19 protein-coding genes and 4 pseudogenes are annotated in these 16,480 nt (G+C 63.2%); 15 read left to right on the plus strand and 8 right to left on the minus strand.

Going from position 1 to position 16,480, the window contains the following annotated elements:
• The first annotated feature begins 38 nt into the window (after positions 1 to 38).
• Entirely contained in the window at positions 39 to 1,097 is a 1,059-nt protein-coding gene (locus M3G14_RS06520) for an FUSC family protein (protein WP_259925644.1), read from the plus strand.
• Here the strand turns inward: M3G14_RS06520 and M3G14_RS06525 are convergent.
• Both M3G14_RS06525 and M3G14_RS06530 read right to left on the minus strand, forming a co-directional pair.
• A complete protein-coding gene (locus tag M3G14_RS06525; protein ID WP_259925645.1) occupies positions 1,072 to 1,572 on the minus strand; it encodes a 2'-5' RNA ligase family protein in 501 nt (166 codons plus the stop codon). The genes M3G14_RS06520 and M3G14_RS06525 overlap by 26 nt on opposite strands.
• Before the next feature lie 6 nt (positions 1,573 to 1,578).
• Positions 1,579 to 2,043, minus strand: coding sequence for a hypothetical protein (locus M3G14_RS06530; RefSeq protein ID WP_259925646.1), 465 nt, complete (start codon positions 2,041 to 2,043; stop codon positions 1,579 to 1,581).
• Between the two features lie 160 nt (positions 2,044 to 2,203).
• Here M3G14_RS06530 and M3G14_RS06535 point away from each other — a divergent pair, with 160 nt between their 5' ends.
• Genes M3G14_RS06535 through M3G14_RS06545 form a run of 3 tightly spaced genes read left to right on the plus strand, consistent with a single transcriptional unit; the run spans position 2,204 to position 4,618 of the window.
• Positions 2,204 to 3,352, plus strand: coding sequence for an FtsX-like permease family protein (locus M3G14_RS06535; protein ID WP_259925647.1), 1,149 nt, complete (start codon positions 2,204 to 2,206; stop codon positions 3,350 to 3,352).
• Positions 3,349 to 4,023, plus strand: coding sequence for an ABC transporter ATP-binding protein (locus tag M3G14_RS06540; protein ID WP_259925648.1), 675 nt, complete (start codon positions 3,349 to 3,351; stop codon positions 4,021 to 4,023). The genes M3G14_RS06535 and M3G14_RS06540 overlap by 4 nt, the downstream gene beginning before the upstream one ends.
• A 28-nt stretch (positions 4,024 to 4,051) precedes the next feature.
• The gene (locus tag M3G14_RS06545) at positions 4,052 to 4,618 is read left to right on the plus strand and encodes a TetR/AcrR family transcriptional regulator (RefSeq protein ID WP_259925649.1); all 567 of its coding nucleotides are present in this window, start codon (positions 4,052 to 4,054) and stop codon (positions 4,616 to 4,618) included.
• 39 nt (positions 4,619 to 4,657) lie between these two features.
• On the opposite strand, the gene M3G14_RS06550 is transcribed toward M3G14_RS06545, so the two are convergent.
• From M3G14_RS06550 to M3G14_RS06560, 3 genes are all read right to left on the minus strand, one after another.
• The gene (locus tag M3G14_RS06550; RefSeq protein ID WP_259925650.1) at positions 4,658 to 5,119 is read right to left on the minus strand and encodes a GNAT family N-acetyltransferase; all 462 of its coding nucleotides are present in this window, start codon (positions 5,117 to 5,119) and stop codon (positions 4,658 to 4,660) included.
• A 6-nt stretch (positions 5,120 to 5,125) separates the two neighbouring features.
• Positions 5,126 to 5,485: a DUF2200 domain-containing protein gene (locus M3G14_RS06555; RefSeq protein WP_259925652.1), complete on the minus strand. Its 360-nt coding sequence runs from the start codon at positions 5,483 to 5,485 to the stop codon at positions 5,126 to 5,128.
• Positions 5,486 to 5,555: 70 nt separating this feature from the next.
• Entirely contained in the window at positions 5,556 to 6,185 is a 630-nt protein-coding gene (locus M3G14_RS06560; protein ID WP_259925653.1) for a DUF2625 domain-containing protein, read from the minus strand.
• A 112-nt stretch (positions 6,186 to 6,297) separates the two neighbouring features.
• On the opposite strand from M3G14_RS06560, the gene M3G14_RS06565 reads away from it, so the two are divergent.
• The 6 genes and pseudogenes from M3G14_RS06565 (at position 6,298) to arfB (ending at position 11,891) form a co-directional block, all read left to right on the plus strand.
• The gene (locus tag M3G14_RS06565) at positions 6,298 to 6,840 is read left to right on the plus strand and encodes a DUF488 family protein (RefSeq protein WP_259925654.1); all 543 of its coding nucleotides are present in this window, start codon (positions 6,298 to 6,300) and stop codon (positions 6,838 to 6,840) included.
• Positions 6,841 to 7,079: 239 nt separating this feature from the next.
• A pseudogene (locus M3G14_RS06570) lies at positions 7,080 to 8,138 on the plus strand (LLM class flavin-dependent oxidoreductase); the annotation flags it as partial.
• 82 nt (positions 8,139 to 8,220) lie between these two features.
• Positions 8,221 to 8,580, plus strand: coding sequence for a helix-turn-helix transcriptional regulator (locus M3G14_RS06575; RefSeq protein ID WP_038589587.1), 360 nt, complete (start codon positions 8,221 to 8,223; stop codon positions 8,578 to 8,580).
• Complete coding sequence (locus tag M3G14_RS06580; RefSeq protein ID WP_259925657.1) at positions 8,577 to 10,469, plus strand: cation-translocating P-type ATPase; 1,893 nt, start codon at positions 8,577 to 8,579, stop codon at positions 10,467 to 10,469. Before M3G14_RS06575 ends, M3G14_RS06580 begins: the two co-directional genes overlap by 4 nt.
• Before the next feature lie 356 nt (positions 10,470 to 10,825).
• Positions 10,826 to 11,416 carry a putative glycolipid-binding domain-containing protein gene (locus tag M3G14_RS06585; protein WP_396122203.1) on the plus strand — a complete coding sequence of 197 codons (591 nt, stop codon included), beginning with the start codon at positions 10,826 to 10,828 and terminating at the stop codon, positions 11,414 to 11,416.
• A gap of 31 nt (positions 11,417 to 11,447) precedes the next feature.
• Positions 11,448 to 11,891, plus strand: a complete 444-nt coding sequence (gene arfB, locus M3G14_RS06590; protein ID WP_259925662.1) for an alternative ribosome rescue aminoacyl-tRNA hydrolase ArfB — start codon at positions 11,448 to 11,450, stop codon at positions 11,889 to 11,891.
• Between the two features lie 7 nt (positions 11,892 to 11,898).
• On the opposite strand, the gene M3G14_RS06595 is transcribed toward arfB, so the two are convergent.
• Both M3G14_RS06595 and M3G14_RS06600 read right to left on the minus strand, forming a co-directional pair.
• Positions 11,899 to 12,204 (minus strand): HigA family addiction module antitoxin, encoded by a 306-nt coding sequence (locus M3G14_RS06595; protein ID WP_259925667.1) that lies wholly within the window; start codon positions 12,202 to 12,204, stop codon positions 11,899 to 11,901.
• A gap of 8 nt (positions 12,205 to 12,212) precedes the next feature.
• Positions 12,213 to 12,493, minus strand: a pseudogene (locus M3G14_RS06600) (type II toxin-antitoxin system RelE/ParE family toxin).
• A gap of 122 nt (positions 12,494 to 12,615) precedes the next feature.
• Between M3G14_RS06600 and M3G14_RS11645 the strand changes: the two are divergent.
• Positions 12,616 to 12,861, plus strand: a pseudogene (locus M3G14_RS11645) (alkane 1-monooxygenase); the annotation flags it as partial.
• 46 nt (positions 12,862 to 12,907) lie between these two features.
• Here M3G14_RS11645 and M3G14_RS06610 read toward each other — a convergent pair.
• Positions 12,908 to 13,297: a heavy metal-responsive transcriptional regulator gene (locus M3G14_RS06610; RefSeq protein ID WP_005290994.1), complete on the minus strand. Its 390-nt coding sequence runs from the start codon at positions 13,295 to 13,297 to the stop codon at positions 12,908 to 12,910.
• Positions 13,298 to 13,395: 98 nt separating this feature from the next.
• Between M3G14_RS06610 and merA the strand changes: the two genes are divergently transcribed.
• The 4 genes and pseudogenes from merA to M3G14_RS11650 all read left to right on the plus strand — a co-directional run bounded on the left by merA (position 13,396) and on the right by M3G14_RS11650 (position 16,473).
• A complete protein-coding gene (gene merA / locus M3G14_RS06615) occupies positions 13,396 to 14,817 on the plus strand; it encodes a mercury(II) reductase (RefSeq protein WP_259925671.1) in 1,422 nt (473 codons plus the stop codon).
• Complete coding sequence (locus M3G14_RS06620) at positions 14,814 to 15,164, plus strand: hypothetical protein (protein ID WP_005293255.1); 351 nt, start codon at positions 14,814 to 14,816, stop codon at positions 15,162 to 15,164. Before merA ends, M3G14_RS06620 begins: the two co-directional genes overlap by 4 nt.
• A gap of 192 nt (positions 15,165 to 15,356) precedes the next feature.
• Positions 15,357 to 15,746, plus strand: a pseudogene (locus M3G14_RS06625) (peptide chain release factor I).
• Positions 15,747 to 16,182: 436 nt separating this feature from the next.
• Positions 16,183 to 16,473 (plus strand): type IIL restriction-modification enzyme MmeI, encoded by a 291-nt coding sequence (locus tag M3G14_RS11650; RefSeq protein ID WP_196801466.1) that lies wholly within the window; start codon positions 16,183 to 16,185, stop codon positions 16,471 to 16,473.
• Positions 16,474 to 16,480 lie beyond the last annotated feature (7 nt).

The raw sequence follows: 16,480 nt of genomic DNA on the forward strand, positions 1-16,480 counted from the left end.
GGAGGCCAACGTTGCACCATTTCAGCCCGCTGTTTCACATGGGGCCCGCCAGGCGCGACCATATTCCTGCGTTTCGCACCGCGCTGGGCGTGGCCATCCCCATGTTTGCGCTGCTGGCGCTTGGGCGACTTGACCTGGCTATTTACGCGAGCTTTGGTGCGTTTACCGGGGTGTACGGCAGGCACGCGACGCGCACCATGCGGCTGCACCACCATATCCTCGCTGGACTCGCGCTGACCTTATCGGTGACGCTCGGCGCGACGATCGCCTGGTTCAGCCTCAGCCCGTGGATTCTGCTGCTGGTGAGCTCGGTGACGTCCTCGGTGTGGGCGACGATCGCGCTGGCCACTGATATGAAGCCGACCGGGTCGGTGTTTGTGATCTTCTCGGTGGCCGCGGTCGGCTCGCTCGACAATCCGGTGCACCCGCTGCTCGCGTTCGCCATCGCTGGCGGGGCCGCGCTGGTGTGCCTTGTGCTCGGCCAACTCTCTCACCTCATCGGCGAGGGCCCGGGCGGCGACGCGCACGAACCCGAGCGCCCGAACCGCGCCCCGGATGCCGGCCCTATGCCGCGGCGACGACTGCGGGTAGAGGCCAGCCGCTTTTTCTTCTCGCCCCTGCTCGCCGGCACCATCGGGCTGGTTTCGGTCAATCTCATCGACCCGCTTTCCCACTTCTACTGGGCGATGGTCGCCTCCGTCGCGCCTCTGGTGAACTCGCGCTTCAAGATGCAGTACTACCGCGCCATCGAGCGCGTCTTGGGCACGCTGAGCGGCATTGCCATTACTGGCTTTTTGCTCTCCCACTCGCTGCAGGGTTGGCAAATCGTGGTATGGATCGTCATCCTGCAATACCTCACCGAGATGTACGTCACGCGCAATTACACCATCGCCGCGAGCTTTATTACCCCGACTGCGCTACTGATGATCCAGACGGTGCAAGCAGCCCCGGTCGGCCCCATGCTGCTGGCACGAACGGCCGAAACCGTACTTGGCGCATTGGCTGCGCTCACGATCATCGCGGTCGGCTACGTGCGCAAGTACCCCACGGTGGTCATGCCGTCCCGGGGTACTACAACGCAAACTCCTCGCCAGTAGCAGGGCGAAAGTAGACGGCTTTTTCGGCGGAAAGTGTCTTGAAGTGCGGACTGGTCACCTCGGCGAGCGCGCTGAGGTAGTCAGGCACCGTTGCTTTTGGGATGCGCAGCCCCATGGTCAGGTGCGGCACCCACCGTGCCCCGCGACCATGCGAGTTCAACGCACTCAGCGTCCGGGCCGCCGCGTCGAGCTCCTCCGGCGCTTCAAGCAGCCAGGCGACGGTCTGTTTCGACTTCGTGCCAAAGACCACCACGCCCACCCGGTCCAGTCGCGCAGGTAGCAGGGGCGGCAAAAGGGCTGCGGCTTCCTCCACGACTCGTTGCTCCAACTTCTGTGCAAACGTGAGCGAAATGTGCGGGCGCTGGTGCTGCAGCGGCAAGCCCCGCTGGTGCAGCGCTGCGTAAATCGACCGCACTTTCTCCTCCTGATCGTCACCAAGACGCAGAAGAATGTTTTCCGGGGAGCGCGCTGACATTGTGTGTTAGACGAATTCGATGGAGTCGAGCAGCTTTTGAAACTCCGGTGCCAGCTCCTGGATCCGGCCCACGTCCGCGGTGAGCACCACCATGACTACCCAACGGGTCACGCTGCCCCGCTCACGCAAGATGAGGTAGTTCTGCAGCTGGGCGACCTCGCCGCGGGTGCCGTCCTCAGCGGAGGCACTTAGCGTGACCTGCTGCAGGCCCGCGTTGCCGTCCGGGCTTACTTCGCCCTGCTCCACGCGCGGGTTCTGTCCGGCCTGCTCTAGGCGTGCGAGGTTATCTTTCATCACCGCTTGCATGTCGGCGTCCTCAGCGAGCGTGGCGGTCAGCCCGCTGATCGTTGGCGGCATGAACACGGACTGCTCGGCATCCGCTGGACGGGTGAGCAGAAAATCCATGTTCGCGGGCGTCGATACCTGCGCCCAGTGCTCATTCGGAAGGGAAAACTTGTACTTCGTGGCCATGGTGCTCAAGGGTACGGCACCGCAGTGTGAAGACTGAGCATGTGACCCCCGGCGCGTAGTTTGGCGACGCCCCGTTTCCATGTTCGCGACACTATGTTGCTAACATGTGGTGTGCGGCCGCCCGGCCGCACTACCACCAGGATTTTCAGGACGTTTCACTATGTATCTCGCTTGGCGCGAAATGCTTTTTGCGCGCACCCGCTTTCTCTTGATGGGCGCCGTGCTGGGGCTGATGTCCCTGCTCGTCGTCATCATCTCCGGACTCACCGCAGGGCTGGTCAACGACGGCGTCTCCGGGCTTAAGGCCTTGGACGCCGATGTCATCGCCTTTGAGGACGGCACCCAAACCGACTCCGCCTTCACCCGTTCGATCGTCGAAACCGACCAGGCGGAGAAGTTCGCCGCGCTCGACGGGGTCGAGGACGCAGCTCCGCTTGGCCTGACCATCGCCAACGCCCACAACCAAGAGGGCACCGCCGTGGATCTCACCCTGCTCGGCGTCGAACCCGACTCCTTTATCGCCCCCGAGGGCCTGCCAGACATGGCGACGCAGGTCGAGGCAGACAGCCAGACGACGACCCCGCACGATGTGATTGTCTCCTCCACGCTAGAAGACGAGGGCATTGCCGTGGGCGACACCATTACCATCGACCGCCTGGATACCCCGCTCAACGTCGTTGGTTTCGCCGATGGCCAGCGCACCTTCGGCCACGTCGACGTGGCCTACCTGCCAATTGATGTGTGGCAGGAAATCCACGCCGGCGCCCGCCACGGCGAAGCGGTCAACCCCGAGGCCTACGACGAAGCCTCAGTGGTCGTGGCCAAAACGGCCGACAAACCCGACGCCGAGTCGCTCACCGAGGCCGCGGGTTTTGACGTGCGCACCCTAAAGGAGAGCTTCGACTCCTCCCCCGGCTACACCGCCGAGATGATGACGCTGACCATGATTAAGTGGTTCCTCTTCGTCATCGCCGCCCTTGTCACCGGCGCATTTTTCCTGGTGTGGACCATCCAGCGCGCAAGCAGCATCGCCACCCTGCGTGCCATGGGCGCAACCAAGGGCTTCCTCCTGCGCGACAGCATCGGCCAGGCCGTCACCATCCTCGCGATCTCGATTCTCGCCGGCGCGCTCATCGCCGTCGGACTCGGCAGCCTGCTGGAACAGACTGCCATGCCGTATGCCACCGAGTTCGGCTCCGTCATTGGCGGCAGCCTCATCCTGTTTGTCGCGGGCCTAATCGGCGCACTCGTCGCTGTGTACCGCGTCACCCGCACCAACCCGCTCGCAGCCCTAGGAGAGAACCGATGAGCCCCGCACTTGAACTTATCGACGTTACTATCAACTACAGCGACGGCGACTCCCAAGTCACCGCGCTCAACCGCGTCAACTTGAGCGTGAACCCCGGCGAGTTCGTCGCCATCGTCGGCCCCTCGGGCTCAGGCAAATCGACGCTGCTCGCCGTCGCAGGCGCGCTCACCTCGCCGGATTCCGGGCAGGTCACCGTCGCCGGCCACGAGATCACCGGCTTGGACGGCGCCGGGCTGGCAGAGGTCCGCCGCAAGCACATCGGCTTCGTCTTCCAGTCCTCCGGCAGTCTTCCCTCGGCACTGACCGCCGAAGAACAGCTTGAACTGGCTGCCCGCGTCGCGGGCGAACGCGGCCGCTACTCCAACGCCGAGCTACTCGAGAAGGTTGACATGACCAAGCGCGCGCATCACCGCCCCGGCAGCCTGTCCGGCGGCGAGCGCCAGCGCGTCGGCATTGCGCGCGCCCTTGTGGCAAACCCGCAGGTGCTGCTTGTCGACGAGCCCACCGCCGCCCTCGACCGCAACCGCTCCCAGGAAATTGTCGAGCTGCTCGCCCGCGAGTGCCACGAGTTCAACGTCGCCGGGGTCATGGTCACCCACGACTACGAAGTACTCGGCCACTGCGACCGCGTGCTCGAGATGGTGGACGGCAACCTCAAGGCGTCGAAGTAGTACGCTTTCGGAGCGCTAAACTGGTAGCATGCCGAAAATTACGGAATCCACCGTGGCCGAGCACCGCGCGGTCCAACACCGCGCAGTGCTCGAGGCCGCGGAGCGCTTAATCATCGACAGTGCCGGGAGGGTTCCCACCCTGGCCGAGGTGGCCTCCGAAGTCGGCCTGGCGCGCTCCAGCGTCTACCGCTATGCCGCCTCCCAGCACGACCTCATGGTCCAGCTCCTCGTCCTCGCTACCGAAAAATGGAACGAGAAGCTTTCCGCCGCAGTCCAGGACGCACCCCCGGAGCCGGAAGCGCGGATTTGTGCCTACGTGGATGCGATGCTCGACCTGTTTATCCACGGATCCCACGGCCCGCTGATGACCGCAGCGCACCAATTCCCCGACGCGTTTGCGAACGAAGAGGTCCAAGCAGCACACGCTGGATTTGAAGACATCGTGGAGCGCTTCTGTCCTGGGGTCTCCCCCACCGATATCGCCTTAATCAACGCCGCCGTCATCCGCGCCTCTGAAATGGCGGACCAACCGGAAGCACTCAAGCACGCAACAACGACGCTGCACGCAATGGCGAAAGCCGTCGCAACGCTCTAATGAAGCCCGAATGGGCGATTGTGGTTCGATCCACCGGCGCTACAACGGCCTGACATAGCAGAGCATTCGGTAGTTCTGGCCTGCCTCAATGTTGGAGTAGCCGCGACGCTCGTAAAAGCGGCGCGCGGCCTCGTCCACTTCATCGACGTTGATCTGCACCTCTCCCACACCCAGCGTGCGAGCGCGCGACTCCGCGAGCTCCATGATGCGCGAGCCGATACCTTGTCCGCGCAGCGCGGGGCGCACGTAAAGTTCGTCGAGCGTGGCAATAGGACCAGCGTAGTACGGGCTCGGACGCAGCGTAATGAGGGCAAAACCGGTCGGCTCTGTATCTTGCGCCAGCACCACATAGGCTTGGTCCCCCGCGATCAGTTGCGCGAAGCGTTTTTCAACCACTTCCAACGGCGGGCACGGGGTCGAAAACTCGGCGTTAAAGTCGCGCAAAAGTCCTGCGACCGCGGCAGCGTGCTGTGGCGCAGCAAGCGTGACGCGTATAGTCATCCAAATCTAGCCGCGCTTGATGTTTTCGATTTTCTTGCCGCGGGCGAGCTCGTCGACAAGCAGGTCCATCATGCGGATGCGGCGCATGAGATCGTCTTCGACCTCTTCTACCCGGACACCGCACACCTTGCCGGCAATCAGGTCGGCATTCGGGGTGAGCGAAAGATCCTCGAAGAAGTCCTGGAGCGTCTTCCCTGATTCAGCTGCAGCGTGGATCCCCTCGGGCCTCAGCTGGGTGAACCACCCGAGGACGTCGTCGAGCTCGTCTCGCGTGTGGCCTTTCCGCTCCACCTTGGCCACATAGTTGCCGTAAATGTCGCCAAATGGGTAGGCGAAGACTCGCGCAAGCTTTGCGTTTTCGTTCATGTGGATGTGATAGCACACGTCGGGTGTTCGCGGACCAAGGAGTGATTGCGTTTCGGGCGCCGCCTTCGTGTCACGTATACCCCAGCAACTCTTGGATGCTGACCACGGACCTCGTCACCTTGCTCACGTCACTGCCCTCGACGGTGGACGGCGGAGGGTAGAGGGAAATGCCCTGCGACAACGCCAACGACGCCACCTCATCCTGCCAACCAGGCCAACGCAGCCCGTTAAAAACTGCCTCCAGCCCTCCGCCCAGCGCTGCCATAAGGAACGCCGAGTAGCCGCCGCCGAGGCCGTCCCATGTGAGCGTGTCCGGGCCGAAGTAGCAGGCCTCGCCGGGTGCTACCCCCAGCGCGCCGCCATCGATGGCAAATAGGCCGCCGAGGACGTCGTGCCCAACGATGAGCTCGCCGGGTGGCACCGCAATGTGGCCTCCCAGCCCGTTGGCTTTGGCGATGCTCGGCAAGTGCCCACTCCCGCCGCCGTACAATCGCACCCAGCCTCGTTCGGCGACGATGCCGCCCGAGTGAAGCGCGACAGCTCCCATCATCGACGCAGCAGTAACCTGCAATTCCCACAGCGAGCGGCGTCCCTGCTCAGGGTCAATGGGGAGCACAATAGCGTCGGACTCGGTCAGTGCCTGCTGTAGATGGGGCCAGGCAGGATCGTCGACGGCAATAAGGCTTTCAATGTCGCGCATAGGAAATCCTTCGCTTGTCATGCTCACGTCTCCAGATATGGAGGCCTGCTCCTTCTATGACACTCGTCATTTACTGTATACAATCCAACGGCCGGGTCCTAGCATTGGTGACATGCGCATTTTCACCGTGGGCCACTCCAACCTCGAGTTCGAGGACTTCGCTGAAATGATCAAGGCTGCCGGTGTGACATCCATCGTAGATGTGCGCAAGCTGCCCGGGTCCAGGAAGTACCCGTGGTTCAACGGCGACCACCTTGCCGAACACCTTCCCACATGTGGCATCACTTACAGCAGAAGCGAGGGCCTCACCGGACGGCGCAACGTGTCTCACTCGGTGCCTTTTGAGGTTAACGGCAACTGGCGTAACCGCAGCTTCCACAATTACGCCGACCATGCGCTGGGCGAGGAATTCTCCGACGCGATCTCGCAGCTACGGGCGAACGCCGCCGAAACCCCCACCGCGATCATGTGCGCCGAGGCGGTGTGGTGGCGCTGCCACCGGCGTATCATCGCCGACCGCCTCATCGCCCACGGTGACGAGGTTGGCCACATTATGGGCTTGGGCGCAGCCGGGGCGAAGGTGAGCGAGGCAACGCTCAACGACGGCGCAGTCATCGGCAACGATCTCCTCGTGCGCTACCCCGAGCAGAGCTAGCGCGTACACCAGAGGCCAGGGGTGCGGAAACTCGGACTACGGCTCAGTCAGCCACGGCATCCTCCTCAATCTAAGAAGACCACCGGGGACCCCGGTAGTGCCCCAAAGCGTCGAATCGAAAAAGCGATCTACCGTCTTGCTACGCCCCTAGACGTCGAGCTTGAGTCCACGGTATCTCGTTGCAAAGTTACTTTCTCGTTAACGCCATCAAAAGGAGTGGTATCCAATGAAAGCGTTCGTATTCTTCCCTTAGCTTCGGGCATTACGCTTTCGGTGGCCAGCGCGGGCCATCTGCGGAAAAGATCGCCAAGACTCATCTGAAGATCGCCCAGGCTGCGGACGAAATCGGCGTGAACAACGCGTCCTTCCGTGTCCAACACTTCGTGCCGCAGGCCTCCGCCCCGATGCCGCTGCTGGGGGCTGTCGCGGCCACCACCAAACACATCGAGGTGGGCACCGGTGTCATCAACATGCGCTATGAAAACCCGCTCTACCTCGCCGAAGAGGCCGCGTCGCTGTACCAAATTTCCGGTGGCCGCGTGGCCCTGGGCGTCTCGCGCGGCGCCCCCGAGGTGGCTGACCGCGGCTGGGAGGCCTTCGGCTACAAGGGTAAAGCGCCCAACGGCGCGGACGTGGCACGAGCCCACCTCGAGGCGTTCATGGATGCAGTGGACGGCAACGGATTCGCCACCGCCGCACCGCTGGACCGGCAGTACCCCAACATGTTCCAGCCCGGCTCTACCCTGTCGATCTTCCCCATGGTGCCCGAGCTACGTAAGCACATTTTCTACGGCTCCGGCACCCACGCTTCTGCCGAGCAAACCGCCAAGGACGGGCTCAACCTGATGTCCTCCACCCTGGTCTCCGAGACCACCGCTCAGACCCTGGGCGAAATCCAGGCGGAACAGATCAGCCGCTACCGCGCCGCGTGGAAGAAGGCGGGCCACGATTGGACGCCGCGCGTGTCGGTGTCCCGCTCCGTCTTCCCCATCGTCGACGGCGCGGACATGCAGTTGTTCGGCATGCAGGCCTCCGGCTCCGATCAGGTGGGCATGCTTCCCGACGTCGGCGCCTCCAGCTTCGGCCGCACCCACGCCGCCGAGCCGGACAAACTCATTGAGCAGCTCAAAGCCGACGCCGCCGTCATGTCCGCCGACACCCTACCCATCACCATCCCCACCGGGATCGGCGTCGACGTCAACGTGAAGATCTTGGACAACTTCGCCACGCATGTCGCCCCCGCGTTGGGTTGGCAGCCGAATCGCGAAGGCCCAGTTACCAGCTATCCCATCGACTAATGCCTGCAGGTCGCAAGCTCTTTGCTTCAATGTCAGTTCAGTGCCTGTTGAATAGTTCAGTACCTGCTGTATAGTTCAGCACATGCTGACCATTGCTTCACGCCTCGATGTCATGAACCGGCTCGGCCGGGCCATGGCGGATCCGACGCGCTCCAGAATCCTGATGACCCTACTCGACGGTCCGAGCTACCCGGCTGTGCTTTCGCGCGACCTGGACCTGACCCGCTCGAACGTCTCGAACCACCTGACCTGCTTGCGTGACTGCGGCATCATCGTCGCCGAGCCGGAGGGCCGCAAGACACGCTACGAAATCGCCGATCCGCACCTCGCGACAGCGCTCAACGCGCTAGTGAACGCGACGTTGGCTGTCGACGAAAACGCCCCGTGCATCGACCCTGAGTGCTCGGTGCCCGGCTGCGACGGGAAAGGAGCAGACGCATGAGTTCAGCATGCGGATGCGAACACGAACCAGCCACGGAGATCGAAGATCTCGATCGGCCATGGTGGAAGGACCCCGAGTTGCTACTGCCAATCTTCTCCGGCGTAGCCCTCTGCATAGGCCTGGCGCTGGGCTGGTCCGGGCTAGAGACACCCGCGACAGTACTATTCTGGGTCAGCCTGCTGCTAGGTGCATATACGTTTGCGCCCGGCGCAATTCGAAACCTTGTCACGAAGCGCAAGCTCGGCATTGGCTTGCTTATGACGATCAGCGCGGTCGGCGCGGTGATCCTCGGTTACGTCGGAGAGGCCGCGGCGCTGGCGTTCCTGTACTCGATCGCCGAGGCACTGGAAGACAAGGCGATGGACCGGGCCCAAGGCGGACTGCGGGCACTGTTGAAGCTGGTACCGCAAACCGCGACGGTGCTGCGCGACGGCACGGCAGTCGAAGTCGCAGCGAAGGACCTCGTGACCGGCGAGCTGATGCTCGTGCGCCCCGGAGAGCGGATCGCCACGGACGGCATCATTCGGTCCGGACGCTCCAGCCTTGACACCTCAGCGATCACCGGAGAATCCATTCCGGAGGAGGTTGCGCCCGGCGACGAGGTGCCCGCGGGAGCAATCAACTCCGCCGGCGTGCTGGAGGTCGAGACGACCGCAGCTGGAACGGACAACTCACTGACCACACTCGTGGACCTGGTCGAGCAGGCGCAGGCGGAAAAGGGCGACCGCGCCCGGATCGCCGACCGGATTGCCCAACCCCTAGTGCCCGGGGTGATGATCCTGGCAGTGCTGGTCGGCGTGATTGGCTCGCTGCTGGGAGACCCCGAGACGTGGATCACCCGCGCGTTGGTGGTCCTGGTCGCAGCATCGCCGTGCGCGCTGGCAATCTCCGTGCCGCTGACGGTCGTGGCCGCGATTGGCGCGGCCAGCCAGTTCGGCGTGGTTATCAAGTCCGGCGCTGCGTTCGAGCGGCTCGGCGGCATCCGTCACCTGGCAGTGGACAAGACCGGAACCCTTACCCGCAACCAGCCCGAGGTTACCGACGTGGTCCAGGCAAACGGATTCGATCGGGCGCAGGTGCTTGCCTTTGCGGCGGCAGTTGAGCAGCAATCGACGCACCCCCTCGCTGCGGCGATCGCGGCAGCGGTGCCCGAAGCGCCCGCCGCCCAGGACATCAGCGAGGAAGCCGGACATGGCATCGGCGGCACCGTCGAAGGTCGACGGGTGCTGGTGGGCAGCCCCCGGTGGATCGACGCCGGGCCACTAAAGTCAGACGTTGAGCGCATGGAGTCCGAGGGCCAAACCTGCGTCCTTGTCACCGTCGATGATGCCCTCTCCGGGGCGATCGGGGTCCGCGACGAGCTGCGGCCCGAGGTGCCCGAAGCTGTGCAGACCCTGCACGCCAACGACGTGGAAGTGAGCATGCTCACCGGTGACAACGCTCGCACCGCCCGGGCGCTGGCTGAAATCGCCGGAATCGACGACGTGCGCGCTGAGCTTCGCCCGGAGGACAAGGCAAGCATCGTCGCCGAGCTCTCCTCCAAGACGCCGACGGCGATGATTGGCGACGGCATCAACGACGCTCCTGCGCTGGCGGGCGCGACGGTGGGCATAGCGATGGGAGCGACCGGCTCTGACGCCGCAATCGAGTCCGCTGACGTCGCCTTCACCGGCCACGACCTCCGGTTGATCCCGCAGGCGCTGCAGCACGCCCGTCGAGGCAGCAGGATTATTAACCAGAACATCGTGCTGTCTCTGGCCATCATCATCGTGCTGATGCCGCTGGCGATCAGCGGCGTGCTGGGCTTGGCCGCCGTCGTGTTGGTTCACGAGGTCGCCGAGGTCATCGTGATTTTGAACGGCCTGCGGGCTGCACGACCGAAACGCTGAGGCTGTGACCGGCAAGTCTTATAGGGTTAAACCACGCGCCGAGCGCACACACACGTTGGACCAGGCGAGTCATTCGAGTTCACCACCTGGTCCTTCTCGATGCGTGCAGGCACGGGAACTGTGGGTGAACCTAATAGTTCAACGGCCCGATACCGCTTGCAGATTCTTCACACGAGGTAGCGGAATGGACCGAGGCCGAACGAAAACCGGAGTTAGAGACAGCGTCTTCAACCTACCTCCCCAATAACGCGAAACGTCATTAACGCCTCGCGTTACACGCTAAATTTGAACTCAACCGAGTTTCAGTCGAAAGCTACCTGCCTTTTCGCACCATCAAGCGTGGTAAAACCCTCACCATGGAGCGCACGTATAAGTGGGAGCATGTCGCGACTCCCCTCATCCGGAACGAGGCCGCAGTTCATTTTTTAGGAGCCGGTTTGACCGCTTCCGGAGTGCAATACGGCGATGGATACGAGACCACGTGGGAGCTGCGCGCCGCAGAGAACTGGGTGACCGAACGTGTGTCGGTGAACGTTGAAGGCGACGGATGGGGGCGAAGCCTCGAGCTGTTTAGGTCCGAGCAAGGCGTGTGGTCGGCGGAAACCAATGAAGAGGGCGCCCAGCCTGAAGATCTGCCCTCCCCCGGTATCGTCCAGTCAGCCGACCTGAAAGCCGCACTCGATTGCGATCTCGGTCTGTGCCCTCTCACCAACACAATGCCTATTCGTCGCTTGACGCTGCTTGAGACTCAGGTTCCGAAAACGCAGCTGATCATGGCTTGGATTGATATGCCGTCCCTCCAGGTGATCGCATCAGAGCAGTACTACAGCTCCGTCGATGCTGAAACTGTCCGATACGAAAGCGGAACACGGGGAGTCGACGTGGAGTTGGAGGTCGACGGTGACGGAGTGGTCGTACACTACCCTGATCTCGCACGGCAGGTCTGATCCGGAAACAACTCTAACTAAGCTGGGCGGTATGAACGACCTGACCATCGCGCCTGGCCCAGGGATCCCCGGGGGTCTGGTCATCGTCGCCGCCGACCTGACGGAGCGGTTCGCGAAGTCGTCGGGACCAGGCGGCCAAGGCGTCAATACTACGGACAGCAAAGTGCAGCTTTCCGTCGATATCGCTACGTGCTCATCGCTTAACGACGCCCACCGCCGCCGCATCTTCCGCAACCTCGAGCACCGACTTGACGGCACCGTGCTTACCGTGAGCGCGTCGACGCAACGATCACAGGTCCGCAACCGGTCCGAGGCTCGCGAGCGCATGGCCACGCTGTTGCGCGAGGCCCTCGCGCCACCGCCTCCCCCACGGCGTAAGACGAAGCCAACACGGGGCTCGGTGCGGCGCCGACTCGAAGCTAAGAAAAGGCGCTCGGAGCTCAAGTCCACGAGGCGGCGGCCCCAAATCCCCTAGGTCGGGTCTACGCCGAGGCAGCTTGGACCGGCTGAATCCGCTCGATCTCGGCAAGGGCCTTGTCCTCCGCCACCTCAATCTCATACTGGTTCTGCAGATTCATCCAGAACATAGGCTCGACGCCAAAGAGTTTTCCGAGCCTGAGCGCGGTGTCAGCCGTAATTCCACGTTTCCCGTGCACAATCTCGTTGATACGACGAGGGGGAACCCCAATAGACACGGCAAGTTTGTGCTGAGTGATTCCAAATCCTTCAATGAAATCCTCAAGCAGAATCTCTCCAGGATGAATCGGCGGGTAAAGCTTGTTCGACATGGCATTCCTTAGTGGTAGTCCTCGATGGTCACTTGTTCGGGCCCCGCACTCGTCCACCGAAAAGTAATTCTCCACTGGTCGTTCACTCGAATACTGAACGTCCCCTTCCTATCGCCTTTTAGAGCTTCTAGGCGATTCCCTGGAGGTACGCGAAGGGAGTCCAGGGAAACTGCAGCATCGAGTTGGTGGAGCTTCTTGTTCGCCGATTTGTGGATCCGAGTATCCAGTTTCGGAACCCGCTCACGCAAAACACGAGTTCCGTCTCTCGGTTCCCGAACGACTGGATCATGCTTCACCCTATCCCCCCATAACGCGAAGCGTCAATAACGCTACACGTTAAATTTAAAATCGCAGGTATGTCGTTGCAAAGTTACTCCCTCTCGTTAACACCATCAAAAGGAGTGTTATCCAATGAAAGCGTTCGGCTTCTGAAGCTTCGGGCATTACGCCTTCGGCAGCTAGTGCGGGCCATCTGCGGAAAAGATCGCCAAGACTCGTCTGGAGATCACCCAGGCTGCGGACGAAATCGGCGTGAACAACGCGTCCTTCCGAGTCCACCACTTCGCGCTGCAGGCCTCCGCCCCGATGCCGCTGCTGTGTGCTATCGCGGCCACCACCAAAATCATCGAGCTGGGCACCGGCGGCATCGACATGCGCTAGCGCATATCGGGGTTGTAGCGTTTGAGTCATTGACTCCCGCCGTCTACAAGTACCTACACACTTGATCGGTGCTGCACGTTTCAGGATCCGGGTGCGCGGCGTCCTGGCTAAGGTCCGCGATAGTGTCGCGCAGCACGGAGAGCTGCGCGATCTGCTGCTCGATCTCAGCGAGGCGCACGTCAAGCAGGTCGCGCACGTGCTCGCAGGGCGCATGGCCGCCGTCGCGGATGTCGAGGATCTGGCGGATCTGGGCGAGGGTGAGGCCCGCGGCCTGGCCGCGGTGGATGAAGTCGATCCGAGCGACCGTCTCGGGCGCGTAGTCGCGGTATCCGGACGGCGTGCGCTCGGTCGGGGGCAGAAGGCCCTGTTCCTCGTAGAAGCGAAGGGTCTTCGCGGTAGTGCCCGCCCTCTCGGCGAGTTCTCCGATCCACATTACTGTCTCCCTCCGTGGCCGCGCTTGACCTTCCCCTGCACTGGAAGGTCCAGTATGGCTGAGACAGAGCAGAAAGCCAAGAGTTGACAGGAGCAGCGATGCCTACGAAGTACGATCTCGCCATCATCGGATCGGGAGGCGGCGCGTTCACCGCTGCGATCCGCGCCAGCACGCTCGGGAAGTCGGTGGTGATGATCGAGCGCGGGACGCTCGGCGGCACCTGCGTGAACACGGGCTGCGTCCCGTCGAAGGCGCTCATTGCCGCGGCCGGCGCGCGGCACGTCGCGGTCGACGCCGCAACCCGGTTCCCCGGGATCGCGACGACGGCGGATCCCGTCGACATGCCCGCGCTGATCGCTGGGAAGCAAGCGTTGGTGGAGTCGCTGCGCGGCGAGAAGTACGCCGACGTCGCCGACTCCTACGGCTGGCAGGTCCTCCGCGGCGACGCCTCGTTCGTGGGCACCCCTGATGCGCCGGTTCTCGATGTTGCCGGATCCGACGGAAGCGTCGAGACCATCGAGGCCCACCACTACCTGGTCGCGACTGGTTCTCGCCCGTGGGCACCGCCGATCGACGGCCTGGAGGAGACCGGATACCTGACCTCGACCACGGCGATGGAACTGACGGAGGTCCCCGAGTCGCTGCTGGTGCTCGGCGGCGGCTACGTCGCCCTGGAGCAGGCGCAGCTGTTCGCCCGCCTCGGCTCGCAGGTCACGCTGCTCGTGCGGTCCCGGCTCGCGTCGAAGGAGGAGCCGGAGGTGTCGAAGGCGCTCCAGGAGGTGTTCGCCGACGAGGGTATCCGCGTCGTCAGCCGCGCAGTGCCCACCCGGGTCTCCCGCGGCACGGGAGGCGAGGCCGTCGTGACCGCCGCCTTGTCCGGCGGCTCGCAGGAGTTCCGCGCCGACCAGGTCCTGGTCGCCCTCGGACGCCGTCCCGTCACCGATGGCCTGAACCTCGATGCGGTCGGGGTGAATACCGGAGACTCCGGCGAGGTGGTCGTCTCCGACCGGCTGCAGTCCTCGAACCCGCGGGTCTGGGCCGCGGGCGACGTGACCGGGCACCCCGAGTTCGTCTACGTCGCCGCCCACCACGGCACCCTCGTCGCCGAGAACGCGTTCGCCGACGCCGACCGGTCCGTCGACTGCGCCCGCCTGCCGCGGGTGACGTTCACCGGGCCCGCGATCGGCGCGGTCGGGATGACCGAGAAGGACGTCCTCGCCGCGGGGATCCGCTGCGACTGCCGCGTCCTGCCCCTGCACCACGTGCCCCGCGCCTTGGTGAACCGCGACACCCGCGGGTTCATCAAGATCGTCGTGAACGCCGAGACGAAAGAGATCCTCGGCCTGACCGCCGTCGCCAAGGACGCCGGGGAGCTCGCCGCCGCAGGCGTCCACGTGCTCGGCAGGACCGTCGCCGAGGTCGCCAACGCCTGGGCCCCCTACCTGACCATGGCCGAGGGCATCCGGATCGCCGCGAAGGCCTTCACCACCGACCCGTCGCTGCTGTCGTGCTGCGCATGAACGGCAACGCAGGCAATCGGGGAGATCTCATCCTGAAGCAGACGATGAGCGCCGATCAGGACCGCGACGAATGGCGCGCCGGTCCCGTCGTCGCTGCAGTGACCGGGCTGCTCTTGCTGGCATGCTGCGCGCTTCCGTCGCTGCTCTGCTGCGGCCTGCCGTTCATCGCGGCGGGCGGAGCACTCGCAGGCGTCGGTGGGCTCCTCGGTAATCCCTGGATCATCGGTGCCGGGACTGCCGTCGTGATGGCCGTCATGGCGGGGATGCTCGTCAGGCTACGGCGGCGGCACCGGCGCCGCAGGTCCGGCTGCTGCGAAAATCCTTCGACCGCTGATCGGAACCGGTAGTTCGAGCGGATCCAGCGATCAATGCCACCTGCGGAGGCCGCTAAAATCGAAGCCCGACGGGAGAAGGAGGAGCAAAAAGCGTTCGAATCAACCGGTGACGAGGATAATACTGAGGCTGGATCCCGGCCGTCGCGACGCGGTCTCCGCTTCCGCCGAGACGAGAAAGGGTTGTGGGCACCTAGGCTGGGCGGCATGAACGACATGACCATAGCGCCCGGCCCGGGGATCCCCGACGGTGCGGTCATCGCCGCCGATCTCGCGGAGCGTTTCGCGAAATCGTCGACTCCGGGCGGCCAGGGCGTCAACACGACGGACGGCAAAGTCCAGCTTTCCATCGATGTCGCCGAATGCGCATCGCTTACCGACGCCCAGCGTCACCGTATCTCGCGCAACCTCGAGCACCGCCTAGACGGCTCCGTCTTTACCGTGACTGCGTCGACTCAGCGGTCTGTGTTTCGCTAGTGGTCCTCTCGCTTGCACCTGCGACACAGCCTCGTGCCCCCGGGCCGTAGCGTTCGGGGGAGCACAATAGCCCCAGTCCTCATCACGTCCCGGGATCAAAGAGTTCATCGCAGAGGTTAAGCACTACACGTTGAACTTGAACTCGACGGAGTGTCGTCGATAAATAACCATTTGATGCGCGCGTGCGGAATTAACAACGAAATACCGCTAAAACAGACAACATATGGGGTGCACAGAAACACATATAAGTTCTGCGGAAAACCTATAGGGTGCGTCGCTAAAAACCGCTGTGCGCGAAAAACATAAAGGGTTTACGGACCCGGTCCCAGACCCCTCAATACTCTGAGCCGGAAGAATGGAAAGTGGAAGGTTGATGTATCCCCACTATTTATTTTTTCCGTTTTTCGGAGTACATCGGGAGCTACAACTGCGGACCAGCTCTGTGTGAACTAGATGAGAAGGCGCAGCAGCGAATCATCGACGCTGGACAGTTGGTGCTGCGGGCACGCGAGGGCACCCCCAGCGGTCACTCGCGGAGCACTACAACCCGTTATCGATGGACCCAATTCTGCTCAAGGCTCACAACAACTTGGACCGGGAAGTCGATAAGGCTTTCGATGTGGCACGCAAACTCACCAACGAGCGCCAGCGCCAGGAGCTACTGTTCGCCAGCTACGGGGAGTTGGCGAGGGGCTATGTCTCCTCGCTTTCATCAAAATCGAAACCACCAGCAGGGTCGTTCCCCGTGCGGGTGATTTTGATCGGTCCCGCTGCTGGGTGTAGAACCCTGTCGCTGGCAACGCCGGGAACTATGACTGTGCCCGACGAGAACACGTCACTGCCATAACGCGGCT

Source organism: Corynebacterium sp. p3-SID1056 (assembly GCF_025152525.1).
GTDB lineage: Bacteria > Actinomycetota > Actinomycetes > Mycobacteriales > Mycobacteriaceae > Corynebacterium.